The following is a 15,570-nucleotide window of genomic DNA, read 5'->3' on the forward strand; positions in this document are numbered from 1 at the left end:
GCCGATTTTTCATCATTTCGTTGGTGACTCAATTACACCAGAAGATGTTTATCTAGGAAGCTCGCAAGCATCTCATTTACAAAGTCAGGCTGCTCTAAGCTACTAATATGACCTGCATTAGGGATCACAGCCAACTCGCTACCTGCGATGCAATCATGCATTAAGTAAGATTCCAACACTGGACGAGGTTTGTCTTCTTGTCCCACGGCAACCAAAACTGGCAGAGCAAACTTCTCAATCGATTCAATCATATCACGACGTCCGAACACGATACGCCCAATGCGTGCGACCTGTTCCGCGTGCTCACCATTTAGCTGAGATAGAAATTCTGTGAAGCCTTTCACTAGCTCAGGGCTATTTTGCTCTGCTTGATTAGCAAAGAACAATGGGACAACCGCTTCAACAATCGGTGGTGGAACCATCTTTGTTTGTGCGATGGTATCAAGCATCGAGAAATACTTAGCGTGTGCCACTTCTGGCTCTAGGCCAACAAAGGTATCCATAAGTACTAAGGTTTTCACGCGAGACGGCGCTAACTCCACCAACTCAGTCCCCCACATGCCGCCTACCGATAGGCCAACAATTGAGAACTCCTCAATACCCAAATGATCCAGCAGTGCCAAAACGTGTTGAGCATAATCTTTTAGCGTGCGCATTGAGCTTGGCGCTGCATCAGATTGGCCGTGAGACCAAAGCTCAGGAACAATACAACGGTACTTAGATTTCAGTGCCTCTACCTGAGGTTGCCACATTGCACTATCCCATAGGTAGCTGTGACCAAACACTAATACAGGCCCTTGCCCTTCATCTAGGTACGCCATGTTTTGGTTTTCAATAGTGAAATTGTTCATTTTCTTCCCTAAGTCATATAAAAACGGCCGCTACTTCAGCGACCGTCCATTTATTCAGATTCGATTACTCAGCAATTGGCTCAAGCTGATCGATAGGCCAGCGTGGTGTCGCTTGAACAGAAAGATCAGCCACCTCACCGTTCTTAAGACGCTGCATACCTGCATAAGCGATCATTGCACCGTTATCAGTACAAAACTCAGTGCGAGGGTAATAAACCTCACCACCAATCTTCTTCGCCAGCGCTTCAAGTTCTGCTCGTAACTGCTTGTTTGCACTCACACCACCAGCAATTACTATACGTTTCATGCCTGTCTCAGCCAAGGCACGCTTACACTTGATTACCAAGGTGCCACAAACCGCCTCTTGGAATGCGTATGCGATATCTGCGCGAGTCTGTTCGCTATCGTCGTTGTCACGAATGGTATTAGCTGCAAAGGTTTTTAGGCCTGAGAAACTCATATCTAGACCCGGACGGTCTGTCATTGGGCGCGGGAACTTAAAGCGACCCGGCGTACCCTTTTCTGCCAAGCGAGAAAGCAGTGGACCACCAGGGTAATCTAAACCCATTAGCTTGGCGGTTTTATCGAAGGCTTCACCAGCTGCATCATCAATCGACTCACCCAGGATTCGATACTCACCAATACCTTTTACTTCAACCATCATAGTGTGACCACCCGATACCAGCAGCGCCACAAATGGGAACGGTGGTGGGTTATCTTCTAGCATAGGGGCAAGCAGGTGACCTTCCATGTGGTGAACTGGTACTGCAGGCACACCCCATGCATAAGCAATACTGCGGCCGATCGTAGCACCAACAAGCAGCGCACCAACCAGACCAGGGCCCGCTGTGTAAGCTACGCCATCAATATCTTTAGAGGTTAAGTTTGCTTCTTCAAGAGCTGCTTTAATCAGTGGGATGGTTTTCTTCACGTGATCACGTGATGCCAGCTCAGGAACAACACCACCGTAATCGGCATGCAGTTTTACCTGGCTGTAGAGTTGATGAGAAAGCAGACCTTGCTCATCATCATAAATTGCGATTCCTGTTTCATCACAAGAGGTTTCAATACCAATAATGCGCATAATTTTCTCGGCACGCTTTCATCTTTAATGGGAAATTAGCGCAATATTACCCTGCCTAAGCTCAGCAAACAAATATTGTACAGACTATAATCGACAAAGTGCTTTACAAAGCCACTGTGATCGGATTAAAATTCCGCACCATTTTTGATCAAGCTGGTTAAGACTGAATATTTAAGTTCAGTTCACTAAGTTACCAGCGTTAACGAATAACCCCTGAGGTGAAAGGCATATGCCAGTAGTTAAAGTACGTGAAAACGAACCGTTCGACGTTGCACTACGTCGTTTCAAGCGCTCTTGCGAAAAAGCAGGTATCCTTTCTGAAGTGCGTCGTCGTGAGCACTATGAAAAACCAACTACAGTTCGCAAACGCGCTAAAGCAGCAGCTCAAAAGCGTCACGCTAAGAAGCTAGCTCGCGAAAACGCACGTCGCGTTCGCCTGTACTAATAACTTAATCCATAAGGACTGAGTTATGGCTCTTATTGAACAACTCAAAGAAGAGCAAAAATTAGCGATGAAAGCCAAGGACAAACCGCGCCTTGGCACTATCCGTTTAGCTCTTTCAGCTATTAAGCAACGTGAAGTTGACGAACAGATCACTCTGAACGACGACGACATCCTTGCTGTTCTAGTTAAGATGGTTAAACAGCGTCGCGATTCTGTTGCTCAATATGAATCGGCTGGTCGTCAAGATCTTGCTGACGTGGAACAAGCAGAAATTGCTGTACTTGAAGGCTTTATGCCTCAACCGCTTACTGAAGAAGAAGTGATTGCACTACTAGATAGCGCAATTGCAGAAGCTCAACCTGCGGGCATGCAAGACATGGGTAAAGTAATGGCTATCTTGAAACCACAAATTCAAGGGCGTGCAGATATGGGTAAAGTTAGTGGTTTAGTTCGTTCTAAACTCGCTTAATCCCAAATCAAATTGCAACAAGCCGTGCAATCCTATGGAACGCACGGCTTGTTTGTATCTGCTACCTATTCAAACTATTATCATCACTCTCAGTTAGTGCATTTTTCTAAGGTTTTATGGCTGGAATTATCCCACGTAGTTTCATTGATGACCTCCTCGCGCGTCTCGATATCGTCGACATCATTGACGCACGCGTAAAACTTAAGAAAAAGGGCAAAAACTACAGTGCTTGTTGTCCGTTTCACAACGAAAAAACTCCCTCTTTTAGCGTAAGCCAAGAAAAGCAGTTCTATCACTGTTTTGGTTGCGGCGTACACGGTAATGCCATCGACTTCATTATGGAGTTCGAACGCCTCGAGTTTGTTGAGGCCATTGAAGAGCTTGCGAGCTTTCTTGGCTTAGAAGTCCCTCGAGAGCAGCGCAGCGGTGCCATTTCAACTCAGCCGCGTGCCAACACGGAGCAAAAGCGTAACCTATATGACTTGATGGGTGGTATTAGCCAATTTTACCGCTCACAACTCAAGCTATCAGCGAGCAAGCCCGCGATTGATTACCTCAAGAATCGAGGTCTGTCAGGCGAAATCGTACAGAAGTTTGGGATTGGTTACGTCGCCGATGAGTGGGATTTAGTTCGTAAGAATTTCGGTCAGCAAAAAGAAGCGCAGGACATGCTGGTCACGGGCGGCATGTTAATCGAAAACGACAAGGGTAACCGATACGACCGTTTTCGTGGACGCATCATGTTCCCGATTCGCGATCGTCGTGGTCGAGTGATTGGTTTTGGTGGCCGTGTTCTTGAAGATGGAACACCAAAGTACCTCAACTCCCCTGAGACTCCGATCTTCCATAAAGGCAAAGAGCTATATGGTCTTTACGAAGTCTTACAGGCTTACCGTGAGCCACCTCAAGTCTTGGTAGTTGAAGGTTACATGGATGTTGTCGCACTAGCGCAATATGGCGTAGATTATTCCGTCGCCTCGTTGGGCACTTCGACAACCGGTGATCATATCCAAATGCTGTTCCGTCAAACCCACACGGTTGTGTGTTGTTATGATGGTGACAGAGCGGGTAAAGAAGCCGCTTGGCGCGCACTGGAAAATGCACTTGAGTATTTAAAGACCGGGAATACCCTGAAGTTTCTGTTCTTGCCAGATGGCGAAGACCCAGACAGCTATATTAGACAACACGGCAAAGAGGCCTTTGAACAACTGGTTCAAAACGCAACGCCACTTTCTACTTACTTGTTCGACAACCTAATTGAAATTCATCAATTAAACCTTGGAACAACTGAAGGTAAATCGGCGTTGAGAGCCCATGCCAGTGCACTGATCAATAAAATTCCTGATAGCTACTTCCAAGAACTGCTCGAAAAGTTACTGGATGAGCGCACTGGGTTTGATAATCAGCTAAGACGAGCTAGAGTTCATAACAAGAGCTCTAGTCCGCAACCGCATAAAGAGCTTAAACGCACCCCTATGCGAGAAGTGATCGCTTTGCTTCTACAAAATCCGAGCTATGCTGATATGGTACCGGATTTATCGAGTGTTCGAGACTTACCATTACCTGGTTTAAGTTTATTCGTTGAGGTACTTGATAAATGCCATACTAACCCCCATATCAACACCGGCCAGTTATTAGAGCACTGGCGACACAGTAAACATGAGGCACTTCTGTCTCGTCTCGCGAGCTGGGAAATCCCCCTCGATGATGACAATCAAGAAGATATATTCTTAGACTCATTGGACAATATTCTTGCCCAGTGCGTAGAAAAGCAAATTGAAAACCTGCAGGCCAAAGCAAGAAGTGTCGGTTTATCAGCCGAAGAAAAAAGGGAGCTGCTAGCCTTGATGCTAGATTTAAAAGCGTAACCCTGATTGATTAGTCAGCATTGATAAAATTTGTTAACATTTATGGTTTGCATTTAAAAATGCAACGTCCTTCACCAGACCTGAAGTTGGATATCATCTATGGATCAAAATCCGCAGTCACAGCTAAAATTACTTGTTATTAAAGGCAAGGAACAAGGCTATCTGACCTACGCCGAAGTAAACGACCACCTACCTGCAGAAATTGTTGATTCTGAACAGGTAGAAGACATCATTCAGATGATTAACGACATGGGTATCAAGGTTGTAGAAACCGCACCTGATGCCGATGATCTAGCCCTAAATGATGACGATACCATCACAGATGAAGATGCAGCCGAAGCGGCAGCAGCTGCGCTTTCAAGCGTAGAAAACGAGATCGGCCGTACAACTGACCCAGTACGTATGTACATGCGTGAGATGGGTACTGTTGAGCTACTGACTCGTGAAGGCGAAATCGATATTGCTAAGCGTATCGAAGATGGTATCAACCAAGTTCAGCTTTCTGTTGCTGAATACCCTGGCACTATCCCATACATCTTAGAACAGTTTGACAAGGTTCAAGCTGAAGAGCTGCGCCTTACCGATCTGATTAGCGGTTTCGTTGACCCAGATGACGATGGTACTGCAGCACCAACAGCAACGCATATCGGTTCTGAGCTGGCAGAATCTGATCTTGACGATGAAGATGCTGAAGACGTAGACGAAGAAGACGATGCTGAAGAGGAAGAAGAAGATACAGGTATCGACCCTGAGCTTGCTCTTGAGAAATTCACTGCACTTCGCACAAGCTTCCAAAATCGTCAGCTAGCGATCAACGAATACGGCGCAGAAAGCCCGAAAGCTGTTCTTGCAACAACCATGATGCAAGACGTGTTCAAAGAGTTCCGCCTAACGCCAAAACAGTTCGATTACCTAGTTAATGAACTTCGCACTTCAATGGATCGTGTACGTACTCAAGAGCGCCTAATCATGCGCCAAACAGTTGAGTACGGCAAAATGCCGAAGAAATCTTTCATTGCCCTATTCACAGGCAACGAATCTAGCGAAGCATGGTTAGATGAAGTACTTGCTTCAGACAAGCCATATGCAGAGAAGATCAAACGTAACGAAAGTGAAATCCGCCGCTCTATCCAGAAACTGGATATGATCGAGAAAGAGACATCACTAACAGTACAAAGCATCAAAGATATCAGCCGTCGCATGTCTATCGGTGAAGCGAAAGCTCGTCGTGCGAAGAAAGAGATGGTTGAAGCGAACTTACGTCTAGTAATCTCGATTGCTAAGAAGTACACCAACCGTGGTCTACAATTCTTGGATCTAATCCAAGAAGGTAACATCGGTCTGATGAAAGCGGTAGATAAGTTCGAATACCGTCGTGGTTACAAGTTCTCTACTTACGCTACATGGTGGATCCGTCAAGCGATCACTCGTTCGATTGCCGACCAAGCTCGTACTATCCGTATTCCGGTTCACATGATCGAAACGATCAACAAACTAAACCGTATCTCTCGTCAAATGCTGCAAGAGATGGGTCGTGAGCCGCTACCGGAAGAGTTGGCTGAGCGCATGCAAATGCCGGAAGACAAGATCCGTAAAGTACTGAAGATCGCTAAAGAGCCTATCTCAATGGAGACACCAATTGGTGACGACGAAGATTCGCATCTAGGTGATTTCATCGAGGATACAACTTTAGAACTACCTTTAGACTCTGCAACGGCAACCAGCCTACGCGGCGCAACTAAAGACGTTCTAGCAGGCCTAACGCCTCGTGAAGCGAAGGTACTACGCATGCGTTTCGGTATCGACATGAACACTGACCACACTCTAGAAGAGGTTGGTAAACAGTTCGACGTAACTCGTGAGCGTATCCGTCAGATCGAAGCAAAAGCGCTACGTAAGCTGCGTCACCCAAGCCGTTCTGAAACTCTACGTAGTTTCCTAGACGAGTAATCTCTCGCGAGATTTGGCTAGCTTTTAAGCATATAAGAAGAAAGGTGAGCTTTAGCTCACCTTTTTTGTATCTATATGATTTAAGTGGCTAAGAACTAAGCGCAATTGCCCCCTTTAGTGGCTAGACACCACCCATTGCATCCCCTATAATCATTGCCCTACGGCCCCTTAGCTCAGTGGTTAGAGCGCACGACTCATAATCGTTCGGTCCCCAGTTCAAATCTGGGAGGGGCCACCAAATTCCGAAAAGCCAGAACAGTTGATGCTGCTCTGGCTTTTTGCTTTTCTGAGCAGAATAATTTCTTGCCCCCAATTTTGGCCCTTCCCGTTTACAGCATCTTTGAGTCAGTTTCCTCAATACTTCTTCACAACACGGTGTATTCAATCACTTACCTGTGACTTGATTTGCGTTTTTTTATTCTAAAAGGCGGCACTATGAAAGGTCACTATTCAATCAACTGTTCAGGGAAGACAAATGAAAGACGAAACTCTCTCGATCCACTTTGGTTACGAGACAGATCCAACAACCAAATCTGTCGCTACACCTATCTATCAAACGGTGGCTTACGAGTTTGATGATGCTCAGCACGGCGCGGACCTCTTTAATCTCGAAGTTCCAGGTAACATCTACACCCGCATCATGAACCCAACTAATGATGTGTTGGAAAAACGAATGGCAGCGCTTGAAGGTGGTATTGCTGGCTTAGTTGTGAGTGCGGGTAGTGCTGCGATCAACTACGCAATTCAGACCTTGGCGCAAATGGGCGACAACATTGTTTCTACCCCTCAACTATACGGTGGCACTTACACCCTGTTTGCACACATGCTGCCAAACCAAGGCATTGAAGTACGCTTTGCCAAAGACGACAAGCCAGAAAGCTTAGCTGAGCTCATCGATGAGAACACCAAGGCGATTTACTGTGAAAGTATTGGTAACCCTGCTGGTAATATCATTGACCTAGAGCGTGTCGCCGAACTTGCCCACGCACAAGGTGTTCCTGTCATCGTCGACAACACAGTTGCAACTCCAGTGCTATGCAAGCCTATCGATTTTGGCGCGGACATTGTTGTGCATTCATTAACGAAATACGTTGGTGGCCACGGTACCACTCTAGGTGGCGTCATTGTCGACTCAGGAAAATTCCCTTGGGCCGAGCATAAAGATCGCTTCCCAGTATTCAACCAACCCGAGCCGTCTTACCATGGCGTGGTATACACAGAAGCCTTTGGTGAAGCTGCCTTTATCGGCCGAGCGCGTACAGTACCGCTGCGCAATACGGGTTCAGCACTTTCACCAATGAATTCCTTTATGCTGATGCAAGGCTTAGAGACCTTATCACTGCGTATGGAACGTCACACTGAAAATGCTCTCAAGGTTGCTGAGTACCTCAAGAAGCATGACAAAGTGAGCTGGGTAAGTTATGCAGGCTTGCCAGACTCAGAGTTCTACCCACTGGCAGAGAAATACATGCAGGGTAAACCTTCCGCTATTTTGTCTTTCGGCCTCAAGGATGGCTATGAAGCTGGGGTTCGCTTCTATGACGCGCTGCAGATCTTTAAGCGCCTGGTGAATATTGGTGATGCTAAATCGCTAGCATGTCACCCAGCATCAACGACTCACCGTCAGTTAAGTGAGCAAGAGCAGAAACAAGCAGGAGTATCTCCAGAGATGATTCGTCTATCTGTTGGTATCGAGCATATCGACGATATTCTTGCCGACCTAGAGCAAGCATTAAACGCTTAACGTTATGTTTCTATAGCAAACAACACCATAAGCCAGCATGTCACGTGCTGGCTTATTTGTTGACGCTATCGTTCTGTGATTAGCATATCAATTAAGCAATAACGATATCTTCCCTACTTCCCACCTTCTATCAGAATATCTTTCTACATAAGAGAGACATACCTCCCCCAAACATCTTCATGCCTGACTTAAACTTGAACGAAACGACTGCCACCGCTCACTTCTCATCACATCAGCTTGATTGACCTTGCTGAGATAACTCGGGAATCTAAGTCAAACCTATAATAATGACAGCTGATAATGGGAACCTCATGACGACTCGATACAAAATCCTCCCCCTGATAAAAGCAGCCTCAGTGGCGCTGCTCGCAACCGTTTCACTCTCCGCACACGCTGCAGAAAAAGTATATCGCTTAAAACTTGCGGAAACATGGGGACCGAATACCCCAATCCTCGGTGACGCCAGCAAGAACATGGCTAAGTTAGCTAATGAAATGTCTAACGGCCGCCTGCAGATCCGTATCGACTCAGCCAATAAGCACAAAGCACCGCTTGGGGTGTTCGATATGGTGAAGTCGGGGCAATACGATTTAGGACACTCAAGCTCTTACTACTGGAAAGGTAAGGTGCCAAATACACTCTACTTCTCTTCAATGCCATTTGGCATGATGACTACCGAGCAGTATGCATGGTTTTACCAAGGCGGTGGCATGGAGCTAATGCAAGAGGTGTACGCGCCACATAACCTACTGTCGTTCCCAGGTGGTAACTCTGATATTCAAATGGGTGGCTGGTTTAAGAAAGAGATTAACTCAATCGAGGACCTTAAAGGCTTGAAGATGCGCATTCCAGGCTTTGCTGGCGAAGTGTTCGCTAAGGTTGGCGCGAAGCCAACCAATATTGCACCGGGTGAACTTTATACTTCTCTAGAGCGTGGCACGATTGATGCACTCGAATGGGTTGGCCCTGCCTTTGACCTACGTATGGGCTTTCAAAAGATTGCACCTTACTACTACACAGCTTGGCATGAGCCGGGGTCAGAGACTCAGTTTTTAGTGAACAAAAAGACTTGGGATAAGCTACCAAAAGACCTTCAGCTCATTCTAGAAACATCTTTCCGAGTGGCAGCCTTCGATATGTATACCCAAGCGCTCGATGCCAATGCTAGCAGCTGGGCAACCATGCAATCTGACTACCCTGATATTAAGGTTCGAGACTTCCCGCCAGAAGTGCTCCAAACGATGCACGCAGCCACAGATGAACTGCTTGCTGAGCAAGCCGCAAAAGACCCGTTAGCGAAGAAAATCATCGACTCTCAAGCTGACTACGCAAGGAAAGTGCGAGCGTGGACCAACATCTCAACCAAGGCCTACCTCAACCACGAGTAACAAAGGCTCAATGCTGAAAAACAAAAAAGCCCATCATCATGATGGGCTTTCGTCTATTTACTAGGGTAAGTTAACTTACTCTACCGTTACCGCTTTCGCTAGGTTACGAGGTTGGTCAACGTCAGTACCTTTGATTAGCGCTACGTGGTAAGACAGTAGCTGCATTGGAACCGTGTAGTAGATAGGTGCAGTCACTTCGCTCACGTGAGGCATCTTGATGATCTTCATGTTCTCATCGCTTTCAAAGCCAGCTGCTTCATCCGCAAATACATACAGTAGGCCACCACGTGCACGTACTTCTTCTACGTTCGACTTCAGCTTCTCTAGCAGGTCGTTGCTTGGTGCAATAACCACTACTGGCATATCTGCATCAATCAGAGCGAGAGGGCCGTGCTTAAGCTCACCTGCAGCGTATGCTTCAGCGTGGATGTAAGAGATCTCTTTCAGTTTTAGAGACGCTTCCATTGCAATTGGGTAGTACTCGCCACGACCTAGGAATAGTGTGTGGTGCTTGTCTGCAAAGTCAGTCGCTAACGCTTCAATCTCTTTATCAAACGCCAGTGCTTTCTCGATGTCTGTAGGCAGTTGGTGAAGAGCTTGAACGATTTCAGTTTCTTTCGCTTCATCGATACGGCCTTGTAGACGACCGATCGACGTTACCATCATTAGCATTGCTGCAAGCTGCGTAGTAAATGCTTTTGTTGAAGCTACACCGATCTCTGTACCTGCGCGAGTCATGAACGCAAAATCAGATTCACGAACCAGTGAAGATCCCGCTACGTTACAGATAGTCATTGCTGACATGTAGCCTTTCTCTTTCGCAAGGCGAAGTGCTGCTAGCGTATCTGCCGTCTCACCAGATTGAGAAAGCGTCACAAGCAGGCTGTTCGGACGAACAACGAAATCACGGTAACGGAACTCAGAAGCGATCTCTACGTCACAGCTTACGCCCGCTAGAGACTCAAACCAGTAGCGTGCCGCCATACCTGAGTTGTAAGAAGTACCGCATGCAATGATCTGAACGTGCTCTACTTTGCTTAGGATCTCTTCAGCTTTAACACCGATTGCATTGGTGATAACAGCTGTATCTGAAATACGACCTTCCATTGTGTTGATCAGTGCAGTTGGCTGCTCAAAGATCTCTTTCTGCATGAAGTGACGGTATTTGCCTTTGTCACCTGCATCATGTTCTGCGTTAGATTCAACGATTTCACGCTCAACAGGCTCACCGCTTGCGTCAAATACGTTAACTTCACGACGAGTCACTTCAGCAACATCGCCCTCTTCTAGGTACATAAAGCGGCGTGTCACACTAAGTAGTGCTAGTTGGTCAGACGCTAGGAAGTTTTCGCCAACACCAAAGCCAATTACGATAGGGCTACCAGAACGAGCAACAACAATACGTGAAGGATCTTTACGATCAACAGCTACTGTGCCGTAAGCGCCATCTAGTTGCTTCGCTGTTTTTTGTAGAGCTTCAACTAGCGTCTCAGAGGTGCGCAGTTCCCACTCAACTAGGTGAGCAATTACTTCAGTATCTGTTTGAGACGTGAACTCATAACCACGACCTTGAAGAAGCGTGCGCAGCTCTTCGTGGTTTTCGATGATGCCGTTGTGAACAACTGCAATGTCACCAGACATGTGTGGGTGCGCGTTCGCTTCAGAAGGTTCACCGTGAGTCGCCCAACGTGTATGAGCGATACCTGTACCACCGATTACCTGTTGCGCTTCAACTGCGTCAGCCAACTCTTGTACTTTACCTAGACGACGTACACGAGTTAGGTTGGATTCGCTATCCACAACCGCGACACCTGCAGAGTCGTAACCACGGTATTCAAGACGGCGTAGGCCCTCTACTAGAATTTCTGCTACGTCACGTTGTGCTACTGCACCAACAATTCCACACATAATGTTACTCCATCAATTTTTTGGTTATTCCTATCTGGCAGCAAGCAAAGGCCATGTCTCATAGAGATCTATTATAGGAAGTTAAATGCATAAATTTTAAATTTAGTTTCTATACTGGCTCGGTGAGAATCACACGCACCCCTTGAGACTCGATACTCTGTTTGGCTTCTTCCGCCAGTTCGGTATCAGTGATCAAGACATCGATGTGCTCCCAAGACAGCTCAAGATTCGGGATTTTGCGACCTACTTTCTCTGATTCAACCATCACCACAACTTCACGTGATACTTCAGCCATGACCTTACTCAGTCCGACTAGCTCATTAAATGTTGTAGTACCTCTTTCAAGGTCGATACCGTCAGCGCCAATAAACAGTTGGTCAAAGTCATAAGCACGCAGTACTGATTCTGCGACCTGACCTTGGAACGAATCTGAGTGTGTATCCCAGGTTCCGCCCGTCATTAGCAATGTAGGTTCGCTTTCTAGTTCATTTAGTGCGTTAGCAACATGCAACGAGTTGGTCATCACAACCAGACCACGCTTACTATTTAGCTGTTCGATCAGAGCACCTGTCGTGCTACCGCTGTCGATCACAATGCGGTTATGGTCACGAATTAGGTCTGCAGCAGCTTTTGCCAATGAAAGCTTTCGAGTCGAAACTTTTTTGCCTATCTCATCGTTCACAACTTCTTTCGGCAATGAAACAGCACCGCCATATCGGCGCAAAAGCTGACCATTTTTCTCTAAAGACGCCAAATCCTTTCTAATTGTGACTTCCGAGGTTTCAAACTTAGCGGACAATTCATCAACACTAACCTCGCCTTTCTCGTTAACTAGATTAGAAATTGCGTGTCTTCTGAGCTGAGTGTTTCGTTTCGACATTTAAAAATGAACCATAAGTTTCGATATGAAAGATATTATAGTTACAACGAAACCATTTAGTCCATTTATTTCGATCCAAAAAATTAATAAATAGCGCTAAAACCTTGTCCTAAGACAATTGTTAAGCAGTGATATTGAATTCATTCGGTGGTAGAATCCGCACCCGAAAAGAAAAAAAATTACAAAAATGACCGTTATTTTTCTGCAACTTTCACCTGATATATTGGGGTAAGTCACAGAAAACCGATGTTGAATCAAAATCATTTGGTCATAAAATGACTAAAATTGATGAAAGACTTACAACTCTGAAGGGCAATTGATAAGTCCCTCTATTATCGCAGCAGGCACAAAATGCTGACGAAATGGGTAGGCCGCTTCAGAAAACAGATAAATTTCAATTTGTAACAAAACTTACCGGAGAGTACCTTCCATGAAAAAGACCAAAATCGTATGTACGATTGGCCCTAAAACTGAATCTGTAGAGAAGCTAACTGAACTAGTAAACGCAGGCATGAACGTTATGCGTCTTAACTTCTCTCACGGTGACTACGAAGAGCACGGCACTCGTATTGCGAACTTCCGCGAAGTAATGGACAAAGTAGGTAAGCAACTGGCTATCCTTCTTGATACTAAAGGCCCAGAAATCCGTACTATCAAGCTAGAAGGCGGCAACGACGTAGATCTAGTAGCTGGTCAAGAATTCACTTTCACAACTGACACTTCAGTTGTAGGTAACAAAGAGACTGTAGCGGTAACTTACGCTGGTTTCGCAGCTGACCTAAACGTTGGTAACACTATCCTTGTAGATGACGGCCTAATCGAAATGGAAGTTATCTCTACTACTGAAACTGAAGTTAAGTGTAAAGTTCTTAACAACGGTGCACTAGGCGAAAACAAAGGTGTTAACCTTCCTGGCGTTTCTGTTCAACTTCCAGCTCTATCAGAAAAAGATAAGAACGACCTTAAGTTTGGTTGTGAGCAAGGCGTTGACTTCGTAGCAGCTTCTTTCATCCGTAAAGCATCTGACGTTAAAGAGATCCGTGAGATCCTAGACGCGAACGGCGGCAGCGACATCCACATCATCTCTAAGATTGAGAACCAAGAAGGTGTTGATAACTTCGACGAAATCCTAGAGCTTTCTGACGGTATCATGGTTGCTCGTGGTGACCTAGGTGTTGAAATCCCAGCTGAAGAAGTAATCTTCGCTCAGAAAATGATGATCGAGAAGTGTAACCGTGCACGTAAGATGGTTATCACAGCAACTCAAATGCTTGATTCTATGATCAACAACCCACGTCCAACTCGTGCAGAAGCGGGTGACGTTGCGAACGCAATCATGGACGGTACTGATGCTGTAATGCTTTCTGGTGAAACTGCGAAAGGTAAATACCCAGTTGAAGCAGTAACTATCATGGCTCAAATCGCGAACCGTACTGACAGCGCTCTTAAAGCTGAACTAGGTTCTCGTCTAGACAGCCCACGCCTACGCATCACTGAAGCAGTATGTAAAGGTGCGGTAGACACAGCTGAGAAGCTAGCTGCTCCACTAATCATCGTTGCTACTGAAGGTGGTAAGTCTGCACGTTCTGTACGTAAGTACTTCCCAACTGCAAACATCATCGCACTAACAACAAACAAGAAGACAGCTGCTCAGCTAGTTCTTACTAAAGGTGTTCGCCCTGTTCTTGTTGATTCTATCGACAGCACTGACGCTTTCTACCAAATGGGTAAAGAGTACGCTCTTAACGCTGAGTTCGGTAGCAAAGGCGACATCGTAGTTATGGTTTCTGGTGCTCTAGTAGCTTCAGGCACTACGAACACAGCTTCTGTACACGTTCTATAAGACTGAAGAGTTTAATCATCAGTTAAATAAAAAAGAGGGCTTCGGCCCTCTTTTTTTATATATTACATCTTGCTCTAATAATCAGTACGCTGTATTATCAAATTAACAATAGAACTGCGTACTGTTAATTCCCGCCTTAGGTCATTTGAATTAGCAGGCTAAGAATTCAAATTACATGAGGTTGCACAATGTCTAGCCCTACTCTCACCGACAAAGTATCAAAGATGATTCGCCAAGATATTCTTAATGGTGAATTGCGCCCAGGCCAGAAACTGGTTGTGGCTGATCTAAAACAGAAATACAACGTCGGCGCTTCACCAATTCGTGAAGCTCTCGTTCAGCTTTCTTGGAGCAAGTATGTAAAGCTTGAGCCTCAAAAAGGCTGTTGGGTAGCCCCAGTCTCTAAGAAAGAACTTAACGACTTATACGAAAGCCTACGTGTGGTTTCTTCTGTTCTGCTGAAAAAAGCAATCGCTACCGGTGATGAAAGCTGGGAACTAGAAGTTCTTACTTCGTACCACAAGCTTTCTCGTGTGAACAACACAGCAGAAGAGTTTAATAGTGCAGAGTGGGAAGAGCGCCATCAGCAGTTCCATGTGGCACTTTTAGAAGGTGCAGATTCAAAGAACATGTTCGAGTTCTTCAGTGATTTGATCAATCAGGTGAAACGTTATCGTTTCTTAGCATTAGCAGACGATCAAGAATCAGATGAGCTGTTTAACATTGATGAGCATGAAATGATCATGAAACTGGTACTAGCGAAGAATGCTGAGCAAGCGACAGAGCTACTTGATCAACACCTAATGGGCTCAATGAGACGCATTGAAAGAGTGATTGAAGCTGCGTAGTTTTATGTAGTTTGAGCATCTCAGTGAATAAAAAAACGGAGCCTAATGCTCCGTTTTTGTTTACCACCCAAAGAACTCTTTATGATGAGTATTGAGCAGTAAAACCATAGGCAAAAAATACAGTGCACTGAGTTTAAAACCAAGAATCACTAGTGTGCCGATGGTCAATCTCACTAAAAAATCGACAAACATACCACGCCTCATTTCACCAGACAGTATGAATCCCTAACTCTTGCTCCTGCTAACCTAATTCTGCTGATAAAAGTCGATGAAACTGAGCAGTTGAATTAAG

General features: G+C 45.7%; 12 protein-coding genes and 1 tRNA gene. 9 read left to right on the forward strand and 4 right to left on the reverse strand.

The window, feature by feature from the left end:
* Positions 1-32: 32 nt before the first annotated feature.
* Positions 33-851, reverse strand: coding sequence for an alpha/beta fold hydrolase (locus KI743_RS19280; RefSeq protein WP_150895864.1), 819 nt, complete (start codon positions 849-851; stop codon positions 33-35).
* 64 nt (positions 852-915) lie between these two features.
* Positions 916-1,935: a tRNA (adenosine(37)-N6)-threonylcarbamoyltransferase complex transferase subunit TsaD gene (tsaD, locus tag KI743_RS19285; RefSeq protein WP_285467783.1), complete on the reverse strand. Its 1,020-nt coding sequence runs from the start codon at positions 1,933-1,935 to the stop codon at positions 916-918.
* A gap of 229 nt (positions 1,936-2,164) precedes the next feature.
* Between tsaD and rpsU the strand changes: the two genes are divergently transcribed.
* The 7 genes from rpsU to KI743_RS19320 all read left to right on the forward strand — a co-directional run bounded on the left by rpsU (position 2,165) and on the right by KI743_RS19320 (position 9,799).
* Complete coding sequence (gene rpsU, locus KI743_RS19290) at positions 2,165-2,380, forward strand: 30S ribosomal protein S21 (RefSeq protein ID WP_001145625.1); 216 nt, start codon at positions 2,165-2,167, stop codon at positions 2,378-2,380.
* A 25-nt stretch (positions 2,381-2,405) separates the two neighbouring features.
* Positions 2,406-2,849 carry a GatB/YqeY domain-containing protein gene (locus tag KI743_RS19295; RefSeq protein WP_032553070.1) on the forward strand — a complete coding sequence of 148 codons (444 nt, stop codon included), beginning with the start codon at positions 2,406-2,408 and terminating at the stop codon, positions 2,847-2,849.
* Positions 2,850-2,965: 116 nt separating this feature from the next.
* Positions 2,966-4,717 carry a DNA primase gene (gene dnaG / locus KI743_RS19300; protein WP_285467784.1) on the forward strand — a complete coding sequence of 584 codons (1,752 nt, stop codon included), beginning with the start codon at positions 2,966-2,968 and terminating at the stop codon, positions 4,715-4,717.
* Positions 4,718-4,816: 99 nt separating this feature from the next.
* The gene (rpoD, locus tag KI743_RS19305; RefSeq protein WP_285467785.1) at positions 4,817-6,667 is read left to right on the forward strand and encodes an RNA polymerase sigma factor RpoD; all 1,851 of its coding nucleotides are present in this window, start codon (positions 4,817-4,819) and stop codon (positions 6,665-6,667) included.
* Positions 6,668-6,829: 162 nt separating this feature from the next.
* A tRNA-Ile gene (locus KI743_RS19310) sits at positions 6,830-6,905 on the forward strand.
* A gap of 237 nt (positions 6,906-7,142) precedes the next feature.
* Positions 7,143-8,411 (forward strand): O-acetylhomoserine aminocarboxypropyltransferase/cysteine synthase family protein, encoded by a 1,269-nt coding sequence (locus KI743_RS19315; protein WP_285467786.1) that lies wholly within the window; start codon positions 7,143-7,145, stop codon positions 8,409-8,411.
* Positions 8,412-8,722: 311 nt separating this feature from the next.
* Positions 8,723-9,799, forward strand: a complete 1,077-nt coding sequence (locus KI743_RS19320; RefSeq protein WP_285467787.1) for a TRAP transporter substrate-binding protein — start codon at positions 8,723-8,725, stop codon at positions 9,797-9,799.
* 75 nt (positions 9,800-9,874) lie between these two features.
* On the opposite strand, the gene glmS is transcribed toward KI743_RS19320, so the two are convergent.
* Positions 9,875-11,707, reverse strand: a complete 1,833-nt coding sequence (gene glmS / locus KI743_RS19325) for a glutamine--fructose-6-phosphate transaminase (isomerizing) (protein WP_032553065.1) — start codon at positions 11,705-11,707, stop codon at positions 9,875-9,877.
* Positions 11,708-11,816: 109 nt separating this feature from the next.
* The gene (locus KI743_RS19330) at positions 11,817-12,587 is read right to left on the reverse strand and encodes a DeoR/GlpR family DNA-binding transcription regulator (RefSeq protein ID WP_032553064.1); all 771 of its coding nucleotides are present in this window, start codon (positions 12,585-12,587) and stop codon (positions 11,817-11,819) included.
* Positions 12,588-13,017: 430 nt separating this feature from the next.
* Here KI743_RS19330 and pykF point away from each other — a divergent pair, with 430 nt between their 5' ends.
* Entirely contained in the window at positions 13,018-14,430 is a 1,413-nt protein-coding gene (gene pykF, locus KI743_RS19335) for a pyruvate kinase PykF (RefSeq protein WP_032553063.1), read from the forward strand.
* Between the two features lie 188 nt (positions 14,431-14,618).
* The gene (locus KI743_RS19340; RefSeq protein WP_150870827.1) at positions 14,619-15,278 is read left to right on the forward strand and encodes a GntR family transcriptional regulator; all 660 of its coding nucleotides are present in this window, start codon (positions 14,619-14,621) and stop codon (positions 15,276-15,278) included.
* The last annotated feature ends 292 nt before the right edge of the window (positions 15,279-15,570 follow it).

The sequence above is a fragment of the Vibrio sp. D420a genome, from assembly GCF_030248625.1.
In the GTDB taxonomy this organism is placed as follows: Bacteria; Pseudomonadota; Gammaproteobacteria; order Enterobacterales; family Vibrionaceae; genus Vibrio; species Vibrio fortis_A.